We start from the raw sequence: 20,199 nt of genomic DNA on the forward strand, positions 1-20,199 counted from the left end.
CCTCTTACTTAAAGGGCTGAATCAACCTTGTTTTTTAACGATCGCTTCGACGATGTTCGCCGGAGCCTCGGAGTATTTCGAGAATTCCATGGAGTAGCTGGCGCGACCCTGAGACATGGAACGGACGTCGGTCGCATAACCGAACATCTCGCCCAGCGGCACTTCGGCACGGATAACCTTGCCGGACACCGAATCTTCCATACCCTGGATCAGACCGCGACGACGGTTCAGGTCACCCATCACGTCACCCATGTAGTCCTCTGGCGTTACAACTTCGACCTTCATGATCGGCTCAAGCACTACAGCGCCACCCTTCTGGGACAGCTGCTTGGTCGCCATGGAAGCCGCTACCTTGAACGCCATCTCGTTGGAGTCGACGTCGTGGTAAGAGCCATCGAAAACCGTGGCCTTCAGACCGATGAGCGGATAGCCGGCCACAACGCCGTTCTTCATCTGCTCTTCGATACCTTTCTGGATGGCCGGAATGTATTCCTTCGGAATCACACCACCCACAACCTCGTTAACGAACTGCAGCCCTTCCTGACCTTCGTCAGCAGGCGCGAAGCGAACCCAGCAATGACCGAACTGGCCACGACCGCCGGACTGGCGCACGAACTTGCCTTCGATTTCGCAAGACTTGGTGATCTTCTCGCGATAGGAAACCTGCGGCTTGCCGATATTGGCGTCGACGTTGAACTCACGACGCATACGGTCAACCAGGATGTCCAGGTGCAGCTCACCCATACCGGAAATGATCGTCTGGCCGGTTTCCTCGTCGGTCTTGACGCGGAACGACGGGTCTTCCTGAGCCAGTTTGCCCAGTGCGATACCCATCTTCTCCTGGTCAGCCTTGGTCTTCGGCTCGACCGCTACCGAAATAACCGGCTCCGGGAAGTCCATACGCTCAAGGATGATCGGCTTCTCGATCGAGCAAAGGGTGTCACCGGTGGTGACGTCCTTCATGCCGATCAGCGCAGCGATATCGCCTGCACGGCATTCCTTGATCTCTTCACGCTGGTTGGCGTGCATCTGCACCATCCGACCGACGCGCTCTTTCTTGCCTTTCACCGAGTTCATGACCGAGTCACCGGACGCAAGCACGCCGGAGTAGACGCGAGCGAAGGTCAAGGTACCCACGAACGGGTCGGTAGCGATCTTGAACGCCAACGCAGAGAACGGCTCGGAATCGTCAGCATGACGCTCGTCGGTCTCTTCTTCGTTATCCGGATTGACACCCTGGATAGCCGGAATCTCGGTCGGCGCAGGCAGGAAGTCGATCACGGCATCGAGAACCAGCGGGACGCCCTTGTTCTTGAAGGACGAACCACAGACAGCCGGAACGATTTCGCAAGCGATGGTACGCTGGCGCAGGCCTTCCTTGATCTCTTCGATCGTAAGCTCGCCGCCTTCCAGGTACTTGTTCATCAGCTCTTCATTGGCCTCGGCTGCCGCCTCGATCATGTTCGAGCGATACTCTTCGGCCTGAGCCAGCAGTTCGGCAGGGATCTCTTCCTCACGGTAGGAGGTACCCTTGTCTTCCTCGTTCCAGTAGATAGCCTTCATCTTGATCAGATCGATCTGACCTTCGAAGTTATCCTCGGCGCCAATCGCAAGCTGCACCGGCACCGGGGTGTGACCCAGGCGCTGCTTGATCTGCGCGACGACGCGCAGGAAGTTGGCACCGGCACGGTCCATCTTGTTGACGTACACGATACGCGGGACGCCGTACTTGTTGGCCTGACGCCAAACAGTCTCGGACTGCGGCTCAACGCCGGACGTACCACAGAACACCACGACCGCGCCGTCGAGCACGCGCAGCGAGCGCTCGACTTCAATGGTGAAGTCGACGTGGCCGGGGGTGTCGATGACGTTTACGCGATACTTGTCGAACTGGCCACGCGAACCTTGCCAGAAGGTCGTCACGGCAGCAGACGTAATGGTGATTCCGCGCTCTTGCTCCTGCACCATCCAGTCAGTGGTCGCGGCACCGTCGTGCACTTCGCCCATCTTGTGGCTGAGGCCTGTGTAGAACAGAATCCGCTCCGTGGTCGTGGTCTTGCCTGCGTCCACGTGGGCGCAGATACCAATGTTACGGTAGCGGTTAATCGGAGTATTACGAGCCATAAAGCCCTCGCGAGTTGTTGACGCTGAAAATTAGAAGCGGTAGTGCGAGAACGCCTTGTTGGCTTCAGCCATACGGTGCACATCTTCACGCTTCTTGACAGCAGCGCCTTTACCTTCGAATGCATCCACCAGCTCACCCGCCAGACGCAGGGCCATGGATTTCTCGCCACGCTTGCGCGCAGCATCTACCAACCAACGCATAGCCAAGGCGTTACGACGGGAAGGGCGAACTTCGACCGGAACCTGATAAGTCGCACCACCTACACGGCGAGACTTCACTTCGACCAGCGGAGCGATGGCGTCGAGTGCTTTTTCGAAGATTTCCAGGGGATCGCTGTTCTTGCGCTCTTTGACCTTGTCCAGAGCACCATAAACGATACGCTCGGCAACGGCTTTCTTGCCGCTCTCCATCACGTGGTTCATGAACTTGGCAAGGATCAGACTTCCGTACTTCGGATCGTCAAGGATCTCGCGCTTGGCTGCTACACGACGTCTTGGCATTGATAAGCCCTCAAACGGTCTTCAGGTTAGCTCGGGACTATAACGATGAGGTTACGCCCGACCTTACTCTTATCGACTCAAATAAATAAAAATACGATTATTTCGGACGCTTGGCGCCGTACTTGGAACGGCCCTGCTTACGATCCTTGACACCGGAGGTATCCAGCGAACCGCGAACGGTGTGATAGCGCACACCCGGAAGGTCTTTTACACGACCGCCACGGATCAGCACGACACTGTGCTCTTGCAGGTTATGACCTTCACCACCGATATAGGAGGCGACTTCAAAACCGTTGGTCAGACGAACACGGCATACTTTACGCAGTGCAGAGTTCGGTTTCTTTGGCGTGGTGGTGTACACACGGGTGCACACGCCACGGCGTTGCGGGCAGTTCTGCAGCGCAGGGACGTCGCTTTTCTCGACGACGCGCTTGCGCGGCTGGCGTACCAGCTGGTTGATCGTTGCCATCTACTAGCTCCACTGTTGTCTTTCGACACAAACGAAAAATGGCAGGGCGCAAAGCCCCGCCAAATTAGGGGTACAAGAGTCTAAAGAGCTTCTTGCACACCGTCAAGGCACGCCCCGACTTGCATCGGGGCAGCCTCCAATCAATTGCCGCTGGAATTCAGCGCCTCGGTCAGTGCCGCTTCGACCTCGTCGGCACTCACGCGGACCGGTTTCTCGGCATCGCGCTTGCGCTTGCGCTCGCTGTGATACTGCAGACCGGTACCGGCCGGAATCAGACGACCAACGACTACGTTCTCCTTCAAGCCGCGCAGGTAGTCGCGCTTGCCGGTGACCGCCGCCTCGGTAAGCACTCGCGTGGTTTCCTGGAAGGAAGCCGCCGAGATGAACGATTCGGTCGACAGCGAGGCCTTGGTGATACCCAGGAGCACACGCACGTACTTGGAGCCAAACTTGTCGTCCACGGACAGACGCTCGTTCTCCTCCAACACCTGCGTCAGCTCCATCTGGTCGCCCTTGATGAAGCTGGAATCGCCCGACTCGGCAACCTCGACCTTGCGCAACATCTGGCGCAGGATGGTCTCGATGTGCTTGTCGTTGATCTTAACGCCCTGCAGGCGGTAAACATCCTGGATCTCGTTGACGATGTACTTGGCCAGCGCACTGACGCCCAGCAGACGCAGGATGTCATGCGGGTTGCTCGGACCGTCGGAGATCACTTCGCCCTTGTTCACCTGTTCGCCTTCGAAGACGTTGAGGTGACGCCACTTCGGAATCAGCTCCTCGTAAGGATCAGTGCCATCGGTCGGCGTGATGACGAGACGACGCTTGCCCTTGGTTTCCTTGCCGAACGAAATCGTGCCGCTGATTTCCGCCAGGATCGACGGCTCCTTCGGACGACGCGCTTCGAACAGGTCGGCAACACGCGGCAGACCACCGGTGATGTCGCGGGTCTTGGACGTTTCCTGCGGGATACGCGCGATAACGTCACCGACGTTGATCTCGGCACCGTCCGCAACGCCAACCAGCGCGTTGGCCGGCAGGAAGTACTGGGCAGGCACGTCGGTACCTGGCAGCAGCAGTTCCTTGCCGTTGGCGTCTACCATCTTGATCGCAGGGCGAATGTCCTTGCCAGAAGCCGGACGATCCTTCGGATCCATGACCTCGATGTTGGTCAGGCCGGTCAGTTCGTCGGTCTGACGCTTGATGGTGATGTTCTCTTCCATGCCTGCGAAGGTCACGACACCCTTCATCTCGGTGACGATCGGGTGCGTGTGCGGATCCCACTTCGCAACGACCGTACCGGCATCGACCTTGTCGCCTTCCTTGATTGAGATCACCGCACCGTACGGCAGCTTGTAGCGCTCACGCTCGCGACCATAGTCGTCCGCGACCGCCAGCTCACCGGAGCGCGAAACCGCGACCAGCGCGCCGTCAGCACGCTCGACGTACTTGAGGTTGTGGAGGCGAATGGTGCCGCCATTCTTCACCATCACGTTGTCGACAGCCGAAGTCCGGCTGGCCGCACCACCGATGTGGAAGGTACGCATCGTCAGCTGGGTTCCCGGCTCACCGATGGACTGCGCGGCGATTACACCCACCGCCTCACCAATGTTGACCTGGTGACCGCGCGCGAGGTCGCGCCCGTAACACTTGGCGCAAATACCGTAGCGGGTTTCGCAACTGATCGGAGAGCGCACGATGACTTCGTCGATGCTGTTCAGCTCGATGAAATCGACCCATTGCTCATCGATCAGAGTGCCAGCCGGTACCAGCACGTCGTCTGTACCCGGCTTGAGTACGTCACGCGCGATGACACGGCCGAGCACACGCTCACCCAGCGGCTCGACCACGTCGCCGCCTTCGATGTGCGGCGTCATGTGCAGGCCCTGCTCGGTGCCGCAGTCGATTTCCGTCACCACCAGATCCTGCGCGACGTCGACCAGGCGACGGGTCAGGTAACCGGAGTTGGCGGTCTTCAGTGCGGTATCCGCCAGACCCTTACGAGCACCGTGGGTGGAGATGAAGTACTGGAGTACGTTCAGACCCTCACGGAAGTTCGCGGTAATCGGCGTTTCGATGATGGAGCCGTCCGGCTTGGCCATCAGGCCACGCATACCGGCCAGCTGACGAATCTGGGCAGCGGAACCCCGCGCACCGGAGTCCGCCATCATGTACATCGAGTTGAACGAATCCTGCTCGGTTTCGTTACCGTCGCGGTCGATGACCTTCTCTTTCGAGAGGTTGGCCATCATCGCCTTCGATACTTCGTCGTTGGCCTTCGACCAGAGGTCGATCACCTTGTTGTACTTCTCGCCCTGGGTAACCAGGCCGGAGGCGTACTGCGATTCGATTTCCTTCACTTCCTCGGTGGCGGCGTCGATGATGCGCGCCTTCTCATCCGGGATGACGAAGTCGTTCACGCCGATGGAAACACCGGAGATCGTCGAATAGGCGAAGCCGGTATACATCAGCTGGTCGGCAAAGATGACGGTGTCCTTCAGACCGACCGTGCGGTAGCACAGGTTGATCAGCTTGGAGATCGCCTTTTTCTTCATCGGCTGGTTGACCACGTCGAACGGCAGCCCGGCCGGGACCACCTGGAACAGCAGTGCACGACCGACGGTGGTGTCGACGATGCGGGTGTTCTTGGTGATCGAACCGTCACGGTCCTTGATGGTCTCGTTGATACGAACCTTGACGCGGGCATGCAGAGAGGCTTCGCCCGCGCGGAACACGCGATCGACTTCCTGCAGGTCGGCAAAGACCCGACCTTCACCCTTGGCGTTGATCGCTTCGCGGGTCATGTAATACAGACCCAGGACCACGTCCTGCGACGGCACGATGATCGGCTCGCCGTTCGCCGGGGACAGGATGTTGTTGGTCGACATCATCAACGCGCGCGCTTCCAACTGGGCTTCCAGTGTCAGCGGTACGTGAACGGCCATCTGGTCACCGTCGAAGTCGGCGTTGTAGGCCGCACAGACAAGCGGGTGCAGCTGGATCGCCTTGCCTTCGATGAGCACGGGCTCGAACGCCTGGATACCCAGACGGTGCAGCGTCGGCGCGCGGTTGAGCAGCACGGGATGTTCGCGAATGACCTCGGCCAGAACGTCCCAAACCTCAGGCAGCTCGCGCTCGACCATTTTCTTCGCGGCTTTGATGGTGGTCGCCATGCCACGCATTTCCAGCTTGCCGAAAATGAACGGCTTGAACAGCTCGAGCGCCATCTTCTTCGGAAGACCGCACTGGTGCAGGCGCAGGGTCGGGCCAACGGTAATAACCGAACGACCGGAGTAGTCCACGCGCTTGCCGAGCAGGTTCTGACGGAAACGGCCCTGCTTACCCTTGATCATGTCGGCCAGGGATTTCAGCGGGCGCTTGTTCGAGCCAGTGATGGCGCGACCACGGCGACCGTTGTCAAGCAGAGCGTCGACCGCTTCCTGCAGCATGCGCTTTTCGTTGCGCACGATGATGTCCGGCGCAGACAGGTCGAGCAGACGCTTCAAGCGGTTGTTACGGTTGATCACCCGGCGATACAGATCGTTGAGATCCGAGGTCGCAAAACGACCACCGTCTAGCGGCACCAACGGACGCAGGTCCGGCGGCAGGACCGGCAGAACGGTCAGCACCATCCACTCCGGCAGGTTGCCCGAGCCGTGGAACGCTTCCATCAGTTTCAGGCGCTTGGACAGCTTCTTGATCTTGGTTTCCGAGTTGGTCTGCGGAATTTCTTCACGCAGGCGACCGATCTCGTGCTCCAGGTCGATTTCGTGCAGCAGTTCGCGCACGGCCTCGGCACCCATGCGGGCATCGAAATCGTCGCCGAACTCTTCGAGCGCTTCGAAATACTGCTCGTCATTGAGCAGCTGGCCCTTCTCCAGAGTGGTCATGCCTGGATCGATCACGACGTAGCTTTCGAAGTAAAGCACGCGCTCGATGTCACGCAGGGTCATGTCCAGCAGCAGGCCGATACGGCTCGGCAGGGACTTCAGGAACCAGATGTGGGCGACTGGCGAGGCCAGTTCGATGTGTGCCATGCGCTCACGACGCACTTTGGCCAGCGCGACTTCAACGCCGCACTTTTCACAGATCACACCGCGATGCTTGAGGCGCTTGTACTTGCCGCACAGGCACTCGTAATCCTTGACCGGGCCAAAGATCTTGGCGCAGAACAGGCCGTCGCGCTCGGGCTTGAACGTACGGTAGTTGATGGTCTCTGGCTTCTTGACCTCGCCAAAGGACCAGGAACGGATCATCTCGGGCGAAGCCAATGCAATCTTGATGGCATCGAACTCTTCGATTTGACCCTGGTTTTTCAACAGATTCAGCAAGTCTTTCAAGGCCTTTCCTCCTCACGGACCTGCGGCGACCGACTGATGCCGGGCGCCGCTTAGGCGGTGCGTGGTTATTCGGTTTCCAGATCGATGTCGATACCGAGCGAGCGGATTTCTTTGATCAACACGTTGAAGGATTCCGGCATGCCGGGCTCCATGCGGTGATCGCCGTCCACGATGTTCTTGTACATCTTGGTCCGCCCGTTCACGTCGTCCGACTTGACCGTGAGCATTTCCTGCAGGGTGTAGGCGGCACCGTACGCTTCCAGCGCCCAGACCTCCATCTCCCCGAAACGCTGACCACCGAACTGCGCCTTACCACCCAGCGGCTGCTGGGTAACCAGGCTGTACGAACCAGTGGAACGCGCGTGCATCTTGTCGTCGACCAGGTGGTTGAGCTTGAGCATGTACATGTAACCGACCGTGGTCGTACGCTCGAACTTGTTCCCCGTCCGACCATCGAACAGCTGCATCTGGCCGCTCTCCGGCAGATCCGCCAGCTTCAGCATGGCTTTGATCTCGCGCTCCTTGGCACCGTCGAAAACCGGGGTCGCCATCGGTACACCGCCGCGCAGGTTCTTCGCCAGGTCCAGCACTTCCTGGTCGCTGAACTCATCCAGGTTTTCCTGGCGCCCACCGATTTCGTTGTAGATCTCGGTCAGGAACTTGCGCAACTCCGCAACCTTGCGCTGCTCGTCGAGCATACGGTTGATCTTCTCGCCCAGGCCCTTGGCCGCAAGGCCCAGGTGGGTTTCGAGGATCTGACCGACGTTCATACGCGACGGTACGCCCAGCGGGTTGAGAACGATGTCGACCGGCGTACCGTTGGCGTCGTGCGGCATGTCTTCGACCGGCATGATCACGGAGACCACACCCTTGTTACCGTGGCGTCCGGCCATCTTGTCGCCCGGCTGGATACGGCGCTTGATGGCCAGATACACCTTGACGATCTTCAACACGCCCGGCGCCAGATCGTCGCCCTGCTGAAGCTTGCGCTTCTTGTCTTCAAACTTGTCGTCGAGCAGCTGACGGCGGTCGGAGATATAGGCCTGAGCCTTTTCCAACTGCTCGTTCAGCGAGTCGTCGGCCATGCGCAGCTTGAACCACTGGCCGTGCTCGAGACCGTCAAGAATCTCGTCAGTGATGACTGTGCCCTTCTTCAGCCCTGCGCCGCCCTCGGCGGAAGCACCGACCAAAGCTGAACGCAGGCGCTCGAACGTTGCACCTTCGACAATGCGGAACTCTTCGTTGAGGTCCTTGCGGATCTCGTCGAGCTGCATCTTCTCGATCGCCAGTGCGCGAGAGTCACGCTCGACACCGTCACGAATGAAGACCTGAACGTCAATGACGGTGCCCTTGGTGCCGGTCGGCACACGCAGGGACGTGTCCTTAACGTCGGAGGCCTTCTCGCCAAAGATCGCGCGCAACAGCTTTTCTTCCGGCGTCAGCTGGGTCTCGCCCTTCGGCGTGACCTTGCCGACCAGGATGTCACCGGCGCCGACTTCCGCGCCAACGTAAACGATGCCCGCCTCGTCCAGCTTGTTCAGAGCAGCTTCACCGACGTTCGGGATATCTGCCGTGATCTCTTCCGGGCCGAGCTTGGTGTCGCGCGATACGCACGTCAGCTCCTGGATGTGGATCGTGGTGAAGCGGTCTTCCTGAACCACACGCTCCGAAAGGAGGATGGAGTCTTCGAAGTTGTAGCCGTTCCAAGGCATGAACGCGACACGCATGTTCTGACCCAGCGCCAGTTCACCCATATCGGTGGACGGGCCGTCAGCCATGATGTCGCCCCGCTGGACGATATCGCCCTTGCTCACCAGCGGACGCTGGTTGATGCAGGTGTTCTGGTTGGAACGGGTGTACTTGGTCAGGTTGTAGATATCGACGCCCGCTTCGCCAGGCTCGACTTCCGCATCATGAACACGCACCACCACGCGACTGGCGTCGACCGAGTCGATCACACCACCACGACGCGCCACCACACAGACACCGGAGTCACGGGCGACGTTGCGCTCCATCCCGGTTCCTACCAACGGCTTGTCCGAACGCAGGGTCGGCACGGCCTGACGCTGCATGTTCGAGCCCATGAGGGCGCGGTTGGCATCGTCGTGCTCGAGGAATGGGATCAGCGAAGCCGCGACGGAAACGACCTGTTTCGGCGAGACGTCCATCAGGGTTACGTCTTCAGGGGCCTTGACGGTGAACTCGTTCTGGTGCCGCACGGCAACCAGTTCGTCGACCAGCTTGCGACCGTCCAGCTTGGCACTGGCCTGGGCGATGACATGATCGGCTTCTTCGATGGCCGACAGGAATACGATCTCGTCGGTGACCTCGCCTTCCTTCACGACACGGTACGGGCTCTCCAGGAAGCCGTACTGGTTGGTCCGGGCGTAGGCGGCCAGCGAGTTGATCAAACCGATGTTCGGGCCTTCCGGCGTCTCGATCGGACATACACGACCGTAGTGGGTCGGGTGTACGTCACGCACTTCGAAGCCTGCGCGCTCACGGGTCAGACCGCCCGGGCCGAGTGCGGAGACGCGGCGCTTGTGGGTGATCTCGGAGAGCGGGTTGTTCTGGTCCATGAACTGCGAAAGCTGGCTGGAACCGAAGAACTCCTTCACCGCCGCCGCGACCGGCTTGGCGTTGATCAGGTCTTGCGGCATCAGGCCTTCGCTTTCGGCCATCGACAGGCGCTCTTTGACCGCCCGCTCGACACGGACCAGACCGACACGGAACTGGTTCTCGGCCATTTCACCGACGCAACGTACGCGGCGGTTGCCCAGGTGATCGATATCGTCGACAACGCCTTTGCCGTTACGAATATCGACCAGGGTCTTCAGCACGGCGACGATGTCTTCGCGGCTGAGCACGCCAGATCCTTCGATCTCGGTACGACCGATACGACGGTTGAACTTCATCCGGCCTACAGCGGACAGGTCGTAACGCTCTGACGCGAAGAACAGGTTGTTGAACAGCGTCTCGGCAGCATCCTTGGTTGGTGGCTCGCCAGGACGCATCATGCGGTAGATCTCGACCAGCGCTTCGAGCTGATTGGTGGTCGAATCGATCTTCAGCGTATCGGAGATGAACGGACCGCAATCGATGTCGTTGGTATACAGCGTCTCGAAACGCACGACCTGAGCCTTGACCAGCTTGGCCAGCACTTCGACGGTCAGTTCGGTATTGCACTCGGCGATGATCTCGCCGGTGGCGGGATGCACGATGGCCTTGGCCGTGGTGCGGCCCAGCACATAGTCCATCGGCATTTCGAGCGCCTTGATGCCGGACTTGTCGAGCTGATTGATATGGCGCGCTGTGATGCGACGGCCTTGCTCGACGATGACCTTGCCGCTCTCGTCCTTGATATCGAACGACGCGATTTCGCCACGCAGGCGCTGCGGCACGAGTTCGAGGCTCAGGGCCTCGCCCTTAACGTGGAACACGTTGGTGTCGTAGAACGCGTCGAGGATTTCCTCGGTGCTGTAATTCAGGGCACGCAGAAGCACCGAGGCCGGCAGCTTGCGGCGACGGTCGATACGTACGAACACAGCGTCCTTGGGATCGAACTCGAAATCGAGCCAGGAACCACGGTACGGAATGATACGAGCGGAGTACAGGAGCTTGCCCGAGCTGTGGGTCTTGCCGCGGTCATGATCGAAGAACACACCTGGCGAGCGGTGCAACTGAGACACGATAACGCGCTCGGTACCGTTGATGATGAAGGTACCGTTCTCGGTCATCAGGGGGATTTCCCCCATGTAGACTTCCTGCTCCTTGATGTCCTTGATCGCCTTGCTCGACGATTCCTTATCGAAAATGATCAGGCGGACTTTTACCCGCAGCGGGACCGCGAAGGTCACGCCACGCAGCACGCATTCCTTGACATCAAAAGCCGGGTCGCCCAGACGATAGCCGACGTACTCCAGCGCTGCATTGCCGGAATAGCTGATTATCGGAAAAACGGATTTGAAGGCTGCATGCAAGCCAATATCGCGGAACTGATCCTTGGTCGCTCCCGCCTGCAGGAATTCGCGATACGAATCCAGCTGGATGGCCAAAAGATACGGCACGTCCATCACGTGCGGTAACTTGCTAAAGTCCTTGCGGATTCGTTTTTTCTCAGTGTATGAGTAAGCCATCAGCGTTCCCCAGCTTGGTCACCTGCTTGTTTGGCCTCTCCCGACGGGAGCAGCCAGAAAATCTTGCGAATCCCATGATTCGCACCGCCCATCGGGGCGGTTTCCCGTTTCAGCCGCCCGATAAACATCAAGCAGCTATAACGGAAAAAGGCCGGTGGCAAAAGCCACCAGCCATCAGCCTTACGCGAGTCGCTTCGGCTGTAGACGCAAGGTCGTGCTTACTTGAGCTCGACTTTGGCGCCAGCCTCTTCCAGAGCCTTCTTGGCTGCTTCGGCTTCGTCCTTCGAAACGCCTTCCTTGACCACGCCCGGGGCGCCGTCAACGACTGCCTTGGCTTCTTTCAGGCCCAGGCCGGTCAGTTCGCGAACTGCCTTGATCACGTTCACTTTCTTCTCGCCAGCTTCAGCCAGAACGACGGTGAACTCGGTCTGCTCTTCGGCAGCGGCAGCAGCCGGGCCAGCAGCAGCAACAGTGGCAGCAGCGGCAGTAACGCCGAACTTCTCTTCCATTGCCTTGATCAGTTCAACAACCTGCATCACGGACATTTCGGAAACGGCGTTGATGATGTCTTCGTTGGTCAGAGCCATGACTCTAGTTCCTGTATATAGGTGACGGCCTGCGGCCATCTAAATCAAAATGAAATTCGAAAGTTGCCTTGCGCGCCTTAGGCCGCAGCGGCTTCCTTCTGGTCGCGAACGGCCGCCAGAGTACGAGCCAGCTTGCTGGTAGCGCCTTGAATCACGCTCATCAGCTGGGAAATAGCTTCGTCATAGGTCGGCAGGGTTGCCAAAGCGTCGATCTGGTTGGCTGCGATGAACTGACCCTCGAACGCAGCAGCCTTGATCTCGAACTTGTCCTGGCCCTTGGCGAACTCCTTGAAAATACGAGCAGCGGCGCCCGGATGTTCGTTGGAGAAAGCGATAAGGGTCGGGCCTTTGAACACGTCGCTGAGCACATCGTACTGAGTGCCTTCAACGGCGCGGCGCAGCAAGGTGTTACGTACGACACGTACGTAGACACCCGCTTCGCGGGCCTCTTTACGGAGTCCGGTCATGGCTCCCACGGTCACGCCACGGGCATCAGCCACGACAGCGGACAGGGCAGCTTTGGCAGCCTCGTTGACTTCAGCGACGATGGCTTTCTTGTCTTCGAGTTTGATTGCCACGGGTTTTTACTCCTGGATGTTACCGGTTCGCCCAGTCGAAACTGGACGGGTTTTGGTGTCTGATTCGGTACGAATCGGGAGCACCTCTGCGTAGGCTGGACAAAGCGAACTTCGAACGGTTTAAGGCTTGCGCCGCCTACGGTCTTGGATAGCCCCCGCCAGGCAGGGACCCCAATCTGTAGCGCCCCGCTGAGCGGAGCGCCAAATACCTTATGCCTCGAGAGAAGCCTGATCGATGATCAGCCCCGGACCCATGGTGGTGCTCAAGGTCACGCGTTTGACATAGATACCTTTGGACGTGGACGGCTTCAGACGCTTGAGGTCGGACAGCAGCGCCTCGACGTTCTGCTTCAGCTGACCAGCCTCGAAACCAACCTTACCTACGGAGGTATGGATGATGCCGTTCTTATCGGTACGGAAACGTACCTGACCGGCCTTGGCGTTCTTGACGGCGGTCGCAACGTCCGGCGTCACGGTACCAACCTTCGGGTTAGGCATCAGGCCACGCGGGCCGAGAATCTGACCCAACTGGCCGACTACACGCATCGCATCCGGAGAAGCGATGACGACGTCGTAGTTCAGGTCGCCGCCTTTCATTTCGGCAGCCAGCTCGTCCATGCCAACGCGATCAGCGCCCGCAGCCAGAGCAGCTTCAGCAGCCGGGCCCTGGGTGAACACCGCAACGCGAACGGTCTTGCCGGTACCGTTCGGCAGAACGGTAGCGCCACGCACAACCTGATCGGATTTACGCGGATCGACACCCAGGTTGATGGCGATATCGAAGGACTCGGTGAACTTTACAGCCGACAGCTGGGCCAGCAGCGTAGCGGCGTCTTCGAACGCGTACTGCTTGCCAGCTTCGATCTTCTCGGCGAAAGCCTTCTGACGCTTGGTCAACTTAGCCATTACACACCCTCCACGGTCAGGCCCATGCTGCGAGCGGAGCCGGCGATGGTACGCACGGCAGCCTCGAGATCAGCAGCGGTAAGATCAGCGTTCTTGGTCTTCGCGATCTCTTCCAGCTGCGCACGCGTCACGGTGCCGACCTTCTGGGTGTTCGGACGAGCAGAACCACTAGTGATGCCAGCCGCCTTCTTCAGCAGAACGGCAGCAGGCGTGCTCTTGGTCTCGAAGGTGAAACTGCGGTCGCTATATACGGTGATGATCACCGGCGTCGGCAGACCCGCTTCCTGACCTTGAGTACGGGCATTGAATGCCTTGCAGAATTCCATGATGTTCACACCATGCTGACCCAGTGCAGGACCAACAGGCGGCGACGGGTTGGCCTGACCGGCCTTTACCTGAAGCTTGATATAAGCTTGAATCTTCTTAGCCATAACTACTCCGTTGCGGGTGTTAGCGCCTTGCGGCTCCCCTATCTACTTGAATATCCCAGTGACGACAAAACCCCGCAGCCATCAGCTGCGGGGTGGGGGATGCTTTCTTCAGCTAGACCTTCTCGACCTGGCTGAACTCCAACTCTACCGGCGTCGAGCGACCGAAGATGAGAACAGCCACCTGAATACGGCTCTTCTCGTAATTGACCTCTTCAACCACACCGTTGAAATCCGCGAAAGGACCATCGGCGACCCGAACAACCTCACCCGGCTCGAACAAGGTCTTGGGCTTCGGCTTGTCGCTACCGTCTGCGACGCGACGCAGAATAGCCTCGGCTTCCTTGTCGGTGATTGGTGCAGGCTTATCGGCAGTACCACCAATGAAACCCATCACTCGGGGCGTATCTTTGACCAAGTGCCAGGCACCTTCGGTCATATCCATCTGGACAAGAACGTAACCCGGGAAGAATTTGCGCTCGCTTTTGCGCTTCTGCCCATTACGCATCTCGACCACTTCTTCAGTGGGAACCAGGATCTCGCCGAAATGATCTTCCATGCCGGCAAGCTTGATACGCTCGATCAGCGAGCGCATGACATGCTTCTCGTAACCCGAGTAAGCATGAACCACATACCAACGCTTAGCCACGGGACACCCTTAACCTACAACCATGGAAACCAGCCAACCGAGCAGGGAATCGAGCCCCCACAACAGCAGCGCCATAACCAGCACAACAGCCACGACTATCAAGGTGGTCTGAGTGGTTTCTTGCCGGGTCGGCCAAACGACCTTGCGAATCTCGACGCGCGCCTCTTTCAATAAAACGAAAAAGGAGCGACCTTTAGACGTCTGCAGCGCCACGAAGGCAGCGACCACAGCGAACGCGAGCATTGCGAGGACCCTATACAGAATCGGCTCTGCGGAGTAATACTGATTACCAACCACGGCCACAACTACCAAAGCAGCCACAACAAGCCACTTCACCAGATCGAAGCGCGTGTCTTTGGCTTCTGCTTTGACATTCATCTGCTAGAACCCTGTAAAAAACTGCCAATTTCGATATTGAAGTTGGCAGGCCAGGAGGGAATCGAACCCCCAACCTGCGGTTTTGGAGACCGCCGCTCTGCCAATTGAGCTACTGGCCTAACAAGAGTCAGGCCGACTATTATGCCGGCCTGAGCGGAACAGATCAATCGATTATTCGATGATCTTGGCAACCACGCCAGCGCCAACGGTACGACCACCTTCGCGAATCGCGAAGCGCAGGCCGTCTTCCATAGCGATCGGAGCGATCAGGGTGACAACCATCTTGATGTTGTCGCCCGGCATGACCATCTCGACGCCTTCCGGCAGCTCGCAGTTACCAGTCACGTCAGTCGTACGGAAGTAGAACTGCGGACGGTAGCCTTTGAAGAACGGCGTGTGACGACCGCCTTCTTCCTTGCTCAGTACGTAGACTTCGCCTTCGAACTTGGTGTGCGGCTTGATGGTGCCCGGCTTGGCCAGAACCTGGCCACGCTCGACGTCATCACGCTTGGTACCGCGCAGCAGCACGCCAACGTTCTCACCAGCACGACCTTCGTCGAGCAGCTTGCGGAACATTTCAACGCCGGTGCAGGTGGTCTTGGTCGTGGCACGGATACCGACGATCTCGATTTCTTCCTGAACCTTGACGATGCCGCGCTCGACACGACCGGTCACTACGGTACCGCGGCCGGAGATCGAGAACACGTCTTCGATCGGCATCAGGAACGGCTTGTCGATGGCACGCTCGGGCTCCGGAATGTAGCTGTCCAGAGTCTCGACCAGCTTGCGCACGGCCGATACGCCCATCTCGTTGTCGTCCTGGCCGTTCAGAGCCATCAGAGCCGAACCGATGATGATCGGCGTGTCGTCACCCGGGAAGTCGTAGGTCGACAGCAGGTCACGCACTTCCATCTCGACCAGTTCCAGCAGCTCGGCGTCGTCCACCATGTCTGCCTTGTTCAGGAAGACAACAATGTAAGGAACGCCAACCTGGCGGGACAGCAGGATGTGCTCACGCGTCTGCGGCATCGGGCCGTCAGCTGCCGAGCAAACCAGGATCGCGCCGTCCATCTGCGCAGCACCGGTGATCATGTTCTTCACATAGTCAGCGTGACCTGGGCAGTCAACGTGGGCGTAGTGACGGATCGAGGAATCGTATTCAACGTGGGAGGTGTTGATGGTGATACCACGAGCCTTCTCTTCCGGCGCGTTGTCGATCTGCGAGAAATCACGCGCAGAGCCGCCCCATGTCTCAGCACAGACCTTGGTCAGCGCTGCGGTGAGCGTGGTCTTGCCATGGTCAACGTGACCAATGGTGCCGACGTTCAGGTGCGGTTTGTTACGTTCGAATTTTTCTTTAGCCATCGAGACCGTCTCCCATCGTTGAATTGAGCTAGTCACGCCACCATTAAAACAAAGGCAGATATATACATATCTGCCTTTGAGGTTGGAGCTCATGAGCGGATTTGAACCGCTGACCTCACCCTTACCAAGGGTGTGCTCTACCAACTGAGCTACATGAGCAAATCTTGTCGCGCAAACACTCGAAACCTGGAGCGGGTAGCGGGAATCGAACCCGCATCATCAGCTTGGAAGGCTGAGGTTCTACCACTAAACTATACCCGCGTTAGCCTAGGCCTACGCTTAAATCTGGTGGAGGGGGAAGGATTCGAACCTTCGAAGTCGATGACGTCAGATTTACAGTCTGATCCCTTTGGCCGCTCGGGAACCCCTCCAGAACGAGGCGGCATTTTCATTGCCAACCTCCTGACTGTCAAGCATTTTCTCATTAAAAACCTGAGGTTAGCTTCGTTGACAGTCCCCAGTAGCAGCCCGTTTGAGGGCCAGCTGCTGAGCGGGCGCCATTCTATGTAAACTAATGCGAAGTTGCAATGCTTGAGCAGGGCATTTGTCGATGTTCAAGCGCGGGGAAATCCCGCGTGAGCTCGGCGAGCAGCGAGTCACTCAGCAGATGCTGTCCAGTCTCGGATATCCGCACCCAGTAGCGGCGATGCGTTCTCGGCAATTCACGAATCATTGCCGTGTAGTCAACACCTTGTAGACGACTCACAACGCTTTGCGCCGAATCCTTGCGTGAAAATATCCCGAGCGATATTCCGTTGGACAGATCGCCAACGGTGATTATGTAGCTATCGATATTGCGTGATTGCAGCTCGCGCAGCTGACGCAACGATGCCTGCCGGGACACAAGGGGAGGCAAATACACCCAGTAGTCGACACCTGCGGCTTCATCGACAGGCACAACCTTGGAATCTATATCCAGGCTGAGCAAACGCTGTTCGATAGCCAGGGCAATCGACTCTTCGTCGAACCCTCCTACTAAAAGGCAGGCGCTGTTCGAGGCCGGTGCGGATGAACTGCGAGGCGCTAGGTCGTTCGTCTCACTGAGCAGCTTGATATCAGCCTCCGAAACAGAAGTGCTCAGCTGTGCGTCGCCACTGTCGACCGTAGGAGCTCGGTTTAGGTGATACAGGTAGAACATCGAGTTCAGTATCACGAGAAGCAATAAAAGCCAGCGCATCGATACCTCTATTAAGGACAGGCTATCGCCAGGCCTCTGAAAACCAGATCCGGCACGCATCTTACCGAGCGTAGATCTGCAGCCAATGCGGCATCTCCGCCCGTAACATAGACGGTAAAGTCATCGCCCAGCACACCTTTCGCGCTAGTGATCTGACTGGAGACATAACTACGCACCATGACCAGACAACCCCGCTCGACGGCCTCGGCGGTGCTCCTGCCCGGAGATAAATCACCCAGCGCGAGCGCCGCTTCCGCAGCGTCGTACTGGATACGACGGGTATGCGTGAGCAGCTGCCCTCGCAAGAGCGCAGTGCCCGGCGCGATGTAACCGCCGAGATGCGCGCCATTAGCGGCTACCAGATCGACTGTAATAGCCGTACCGAGATCGATGACCAGGCAAGCGCCGCGGCACATGTCATGGGCTGCAAGAATAGCCAACCAGCGATCAAGCCCCAGTCGCAGGGGATCACGATAGCCGTTCACGACGCCCGCCGCGCGCTCGACCGGGGTAACTCTGCTGACGTTCACTTTCAACGACTCGGAGAGCACACCCATAATGGCTGTGGTTTCGACGTCGTTTCTAACGCTGACGAGCCGACAACGGGTGATTTCTCCGATGTTTCGATCAAGCAGATCCCGAACGATATCGATCGCCTGGGTGGCGATACCGTCTGTTATGAGAGCGCCGCTGGCAGCAGAGATTACCCGCCATTTGACGAAGCTGTTACCGCAATCAAGCTCAAGAATCATGATCGAGCCTCAAGCTTAGTTCTCCGCCACTAAAGCGCTGTTCGCCTTGACCATCAACCAGCAGCCTCAGAGCACCCTGCTCGTCTATTCCAACCATCGTCCCTTTGACCTGCCGCGTGCCCGTACTCAAGGTGCAGCGCTTGCCCTGCCAGATGTTGTTTGCCTCCCATTCGGCACGCAGCGACGAAAATCCCTCACGGGCGTGCCTACCCAGATATTGATGCAAGGATTCGCTGACAAAGACCGCCAGCTCGTTTCGATCCGCAACGGCACCCACCTCGCCTCTTACCGAGGCCCAGGGCTGACCAACATCTACCGAATCGGGGCCCATGTTCACATTGATTCCAATGCCGACGATAACGTGACACACATCGGCCGGATCCCCGGTCAGCTCCAACAGAATCCCAGCTATTTTCCTGCCGCCTGCATAGACATCGTTAGGCCATTTAAGCCCAGCCCCCCCTACCCCTGCGCGACGCAGCGCATGAAGGACGGCCAAACCTACGACAAGGCTCAAGCCGGATAGCCCCTGAGGGCCGTTCGCAACCTTAAGCGCCAAAGTGTAATAAAGGTTCTGCGCGTAGGGGCTCGCCCAGACCCTCCCCCGACGACCTCGGCCACCGGTTTGCCCCTCGGCCAAGACCACGAAAGGGGTAGCAGCGCCTGACTGCAGCAGCCTCAATGCCTCGGCATTGGTCGAGTCCAACGAGTCCCGGAAGTAAAGCTGCCAGCCGAAGCGTCGCAACGCAACAGAGCAGGCCTCCTGACTCAACAGCGAGAGCGGCTCGGCTAGACGATAGCCTTTCCCTGGTACCTTGAAGAACGCAATGCCGTACTCGGCCTCAAGTCGCTGCAAGCATTTCCATACAGCACTCCGACTTACGCCCAGAGCAGCCCCCAGCTCTTCGCCAGAATGAAAACGACCGTCACCCAGTAGCCGTAGCAAGTCACTCATAAGATCCCCTAACCAACAAGCCAGGCATCATAACGGCAGATCCAAAGCCCAGCGAGTTTTCCGTCGCGCAAAGACAAACCCCCGGACCTCTTTCGAGGACCGGGGGTTTGGGATTTAAGCTTGACGATGACCTACTCTCACATGGGGAGACCCCACACTACCATCGGCGATGCGTCGTTTCACTTCTGAGTTCGGGATGGGATCAGGTGGTTCCAACGCTCTATGGTCGTCAAGCAATTCGGTTGGGGACTCGGTGTTCAGTCGCGCCCCCTAATCAGGTATGTGATGGTGTCGCTGTTTCGGTATCGCTTGCGAGCGATGCGTCTTTTCGGTTTGTTTGTCGACTTCAACCGTCTGACACGCAAACATCAAATTGTTTGGGTGTTATATGGTCAAGCCTCACGGGCAATTAGTATGGGTTAGCTCAACGCCTCACAGCGCTTACACACCCCACCTATCAACGTCGTAGTCTTCGACGGCCCTTCAGGGAGCTCAAGGCTCCAGTGAGATCTCATCTTGAGGCAAGTTTCCCGCTTAGATGCTTTCAGCGGTTATCTCTTCCGAACATAGCTACCCGGCAATGCCACTGGCGTGACAACCGGAACACCAGAGGTTCGTCCACTCCGGTCCTCTCGTACTAGGAGCAGCCCCTCTCAAATCTCAAACGTCCACGGCAGATAGGGACCGAACTGTCTCACGACGTTCTAAACCCAGCTCGCGTACCACTTTAAATGGCGAACAGCCATACCCTTGGGACCGGCTTCAGCCCCAGGATGTGATGAGCCGACATCGAGGTGCCAAACACCGCCGTCGATATGAACTCTTGGGCGGTATCAGCCTGTTATCCCCGGAGT

General features: G+C 58.3%; 15 protein-coding genes, 4 tRNA genes and 2 rRNA genes (1 of these 21 only partly in view). All 21 read right to left on the reverse strand.

Annotated features, from left to right (window positions below; genetic code table 11):
• Positions 1-21 precede the first annotated feature (21 nt).
• Positions 22-2,124, reverse strand: a complete 2,103-nt coding sequence (fusA, locus tag GQA94_RS00190; RefSeq protein WP_158186167.1) for an elongation factor G — start codon at positions 2,122-2,124, stop codon at positions 22-24.
• 30 nt (positions 2,125-2,154) lie between these two features.
• Positions 2,155-2,625, reverse strand: a complete 471-nt coding sequence (rpsG, locus tag GQA94_RS00195) for a 30S ribosomal protein S7 (RefSeq protein ID WP_021209382.1) — start codon at positions 2,623-2,625, stop codon at positions 2,155-2,157.
• A gap of 97 nt (positions 2,626-2,722) precedes the next feature.
• Positions 2,723-3,094: a 30S ribosomal protein S12 gene (rpsL, locus tag GQA94_RS00200; RefSeq protein ID WP_003291416.1), complete on the reverse strand. Its 372-nt coding sequence runs from the start codon at positions 3,092-3,094 to the stop codon at positions 2,723-2,725.
• Positions 3,095-3,234: 140 nt separating this feature from the next.
• Positions 3,235-7,434, reverse strand: coding sequence for a DNA-directed RNA polymerase subunit beta' (gene rpoC, locus GQA94_RS00205; protein ID WP_158186168.1), 4,200 nt, complete (start codon positions 7,432-7,434; stop codon positions 3,235-3,237).
• A gap of 65 nt (positions 7,435-7,499) precedes the next feature.
• Complete coding sequence (rpoB, locus tag GQA94_RS00210; protein ID WP_158186169.1) at positions 7,500-11,570, reverse strand: DNA-directed RNA polymerase subunit beta; 4,071 nt, start codon at positions 11,568-11,570, stop codon at positions 7,500-7,502.
• Positions 11,571-11,788: 218 nt separating this feature from the next.
• A complete protein-coding gene (rplL, locus tag GQA94_RS00215) occupies positions 11,789-12,157 on the reverse strand; it encodes a 50S ribosomal protein L7/L12 (RefSeq protein ID WP_158186170.1) in 369 nt (122 codons plus the stop codon).
• A gap of 77 nt (positions 12,158-12,234) precedes the next feature.
• A complete protein-coding gene (gene rplJ, locus GQA94_RS00220) occupies positions 12,235-12,735 on the reverse strand; it encodes a 50S ribosomal protein L10 (protein WP_158186171.1) in 501 nt (166 codons plus the stop codon).
• A gap of 210 nt (positions 12,736-12,945) precedes the next feature.
• Positions 12,946-13,641, reverse strand: coding sequence for a 50S ribosomal protein L1 (gene rplA / locus GQA94_RS00225; protein ID WP_158186172.1), 696 nt, complete (start codon positions 13,639-13,641; stop codon positions 12,946-12,948).
• The gene (gene rplK / locus GQA94_RS00230; protein ID WP_158186173.1) at positions 13,641-14,072 is read right to left on the reverse strand and encodes a 50S ribosomal protein L11; all 432 of its coding nucleotides are present in this window, start codon (positions 14,070-14,072) and stop codon (positions 13,641-13,643) included. The genes rplA and rplK overlap by 1 nt, the downstream gene beginning before the upstream one ends.
• A gap of 112 nt (positions 14,073-14,184) precedes the next feature.
• The gene (gene nusG / locus GQA94_RS00235) at positions 14,185-14,718 is read right to left on the reverse strand and encodes a transcription termination/antitermination protein NusG (protein WP_158186174.1); all 534 of its coding nucleotides are present in this window, start codon (positions 14,716-14,718) and stop codon (positions 14,185-14,187) included.
• A 9-nt stretch (positions 14,719-14,727) separates the two neighbouring features.
• Entirely contained in the window at positions 14,728-15,096 is a 369-nt protein-coding gene (secE, locus tag GQA94_RS00240; protein WP_158186175.1) for a preprotein translocase subunit SecE, read from the reverse strand.
• A 43-nt stretch (positions 15,097-15,139) separates the two neighbouring features.
• Positions 15,140-15,215: transfer RNA gene (locus tag GQA94_RS00245), tRNA-Trp, on the reverse strand.
• A gap of 52 nt (positions 15,216-15,267) precedes the next feature.
• Complete coding sequence (tuf, locus tag GQA94_RS00250; RefSeq protein ID WP_025240334.1) at positions 15,268-16,461, reverse strand: elongation factor Tu; 1,194 nt, start codon at positions 16,459-16,461, stop codon at positions 15,268-15,270.
• Positions 16,462-16,544: 83 nt separating this feature from the next.
• Positions 16,545-16,620, reverse strand: a tRNA-Thr gene (locus tag GQA94_RS00255).
• 28 nt (positions 16,621-16,648) lie between these two features.
• Positions 16,649-16,722: transfer RNA gene (locus tag GQA94_RS00260), tRNA-Gly, on the reverse strand.
• A gap of 25 nt (positions 16,723-16,747) precedes the next feature.
• Positions 16,748-16,832 (reverse strand) — tRNA-Tyr (locus tag GQA94_RS00265).
• 140 nt (positions 16,833-16,972) lie between these two features.
• Positions 16,973-17,638: an SPOR domain-containing protein gene (locus GQA94_RS00270; RefSeq protein ID WP_158186176.1), complete on the reverse strand. Its 666-nt coding sequence runs from the start codon at positions 17,636-17,638 to the stop codon at positions 16,973-16,975.
• 11 nt (positions 17,639-17,649) lie between these two features.
• Entirely contained in the window at positions 17,650-18,390 is a 741-nt protein-coding gene (locus tag GQA94_RS00275; RefSeq protein WP_158186177.1) for a type III pantothenate kinase, read from the reverse strand.
• The gene (birA, locus tag GQA94_RS00280; RefSeq protein ID WP_158186178.1) at positions 18,380-19,345 is read right to left on the reverse strand and encodes a bifunctional biotin--[acetyl-CoA-carboxylase] ligase/biotin operon repressor BirA; all 966 of its coding nucleotides are present in this window, start codon (positions 19,343-19,345) and stop codon (positions 18,380-18,382) included. Before birA ends, GQA94_RS00275 begins: the two co-directional genes overlap by 11 nt.
• 118 nt (positions 19,346-19,463) lie before the next feature.
• Positions 19,464-19,579: ribosomal RNA gene (gene rrf, locus GQA94_RS00285) — 5S ribosomal RNA — on the reverse strand.
• A gap of 154 nt (positions 19,580-19,733) precedes the next feature.
• Positions 19,734-20,199, reverse strand: a 23S ribosomal RNA gene (locus GQA94_RS00290); it runs 2,423 nt beyond the window's last position.

The organism is Stutzerimonas stutzeri (assembly GCF_009789555.1).
In the GTDB taxonomy this organism is placed as follows: Bacteria; Pseudomonadota; Gammaproteobacteria; order Pseudomonadales; family Pseudomonadaceae; genus Stutzerimonas; species Stutzerimonas stutzeri_R.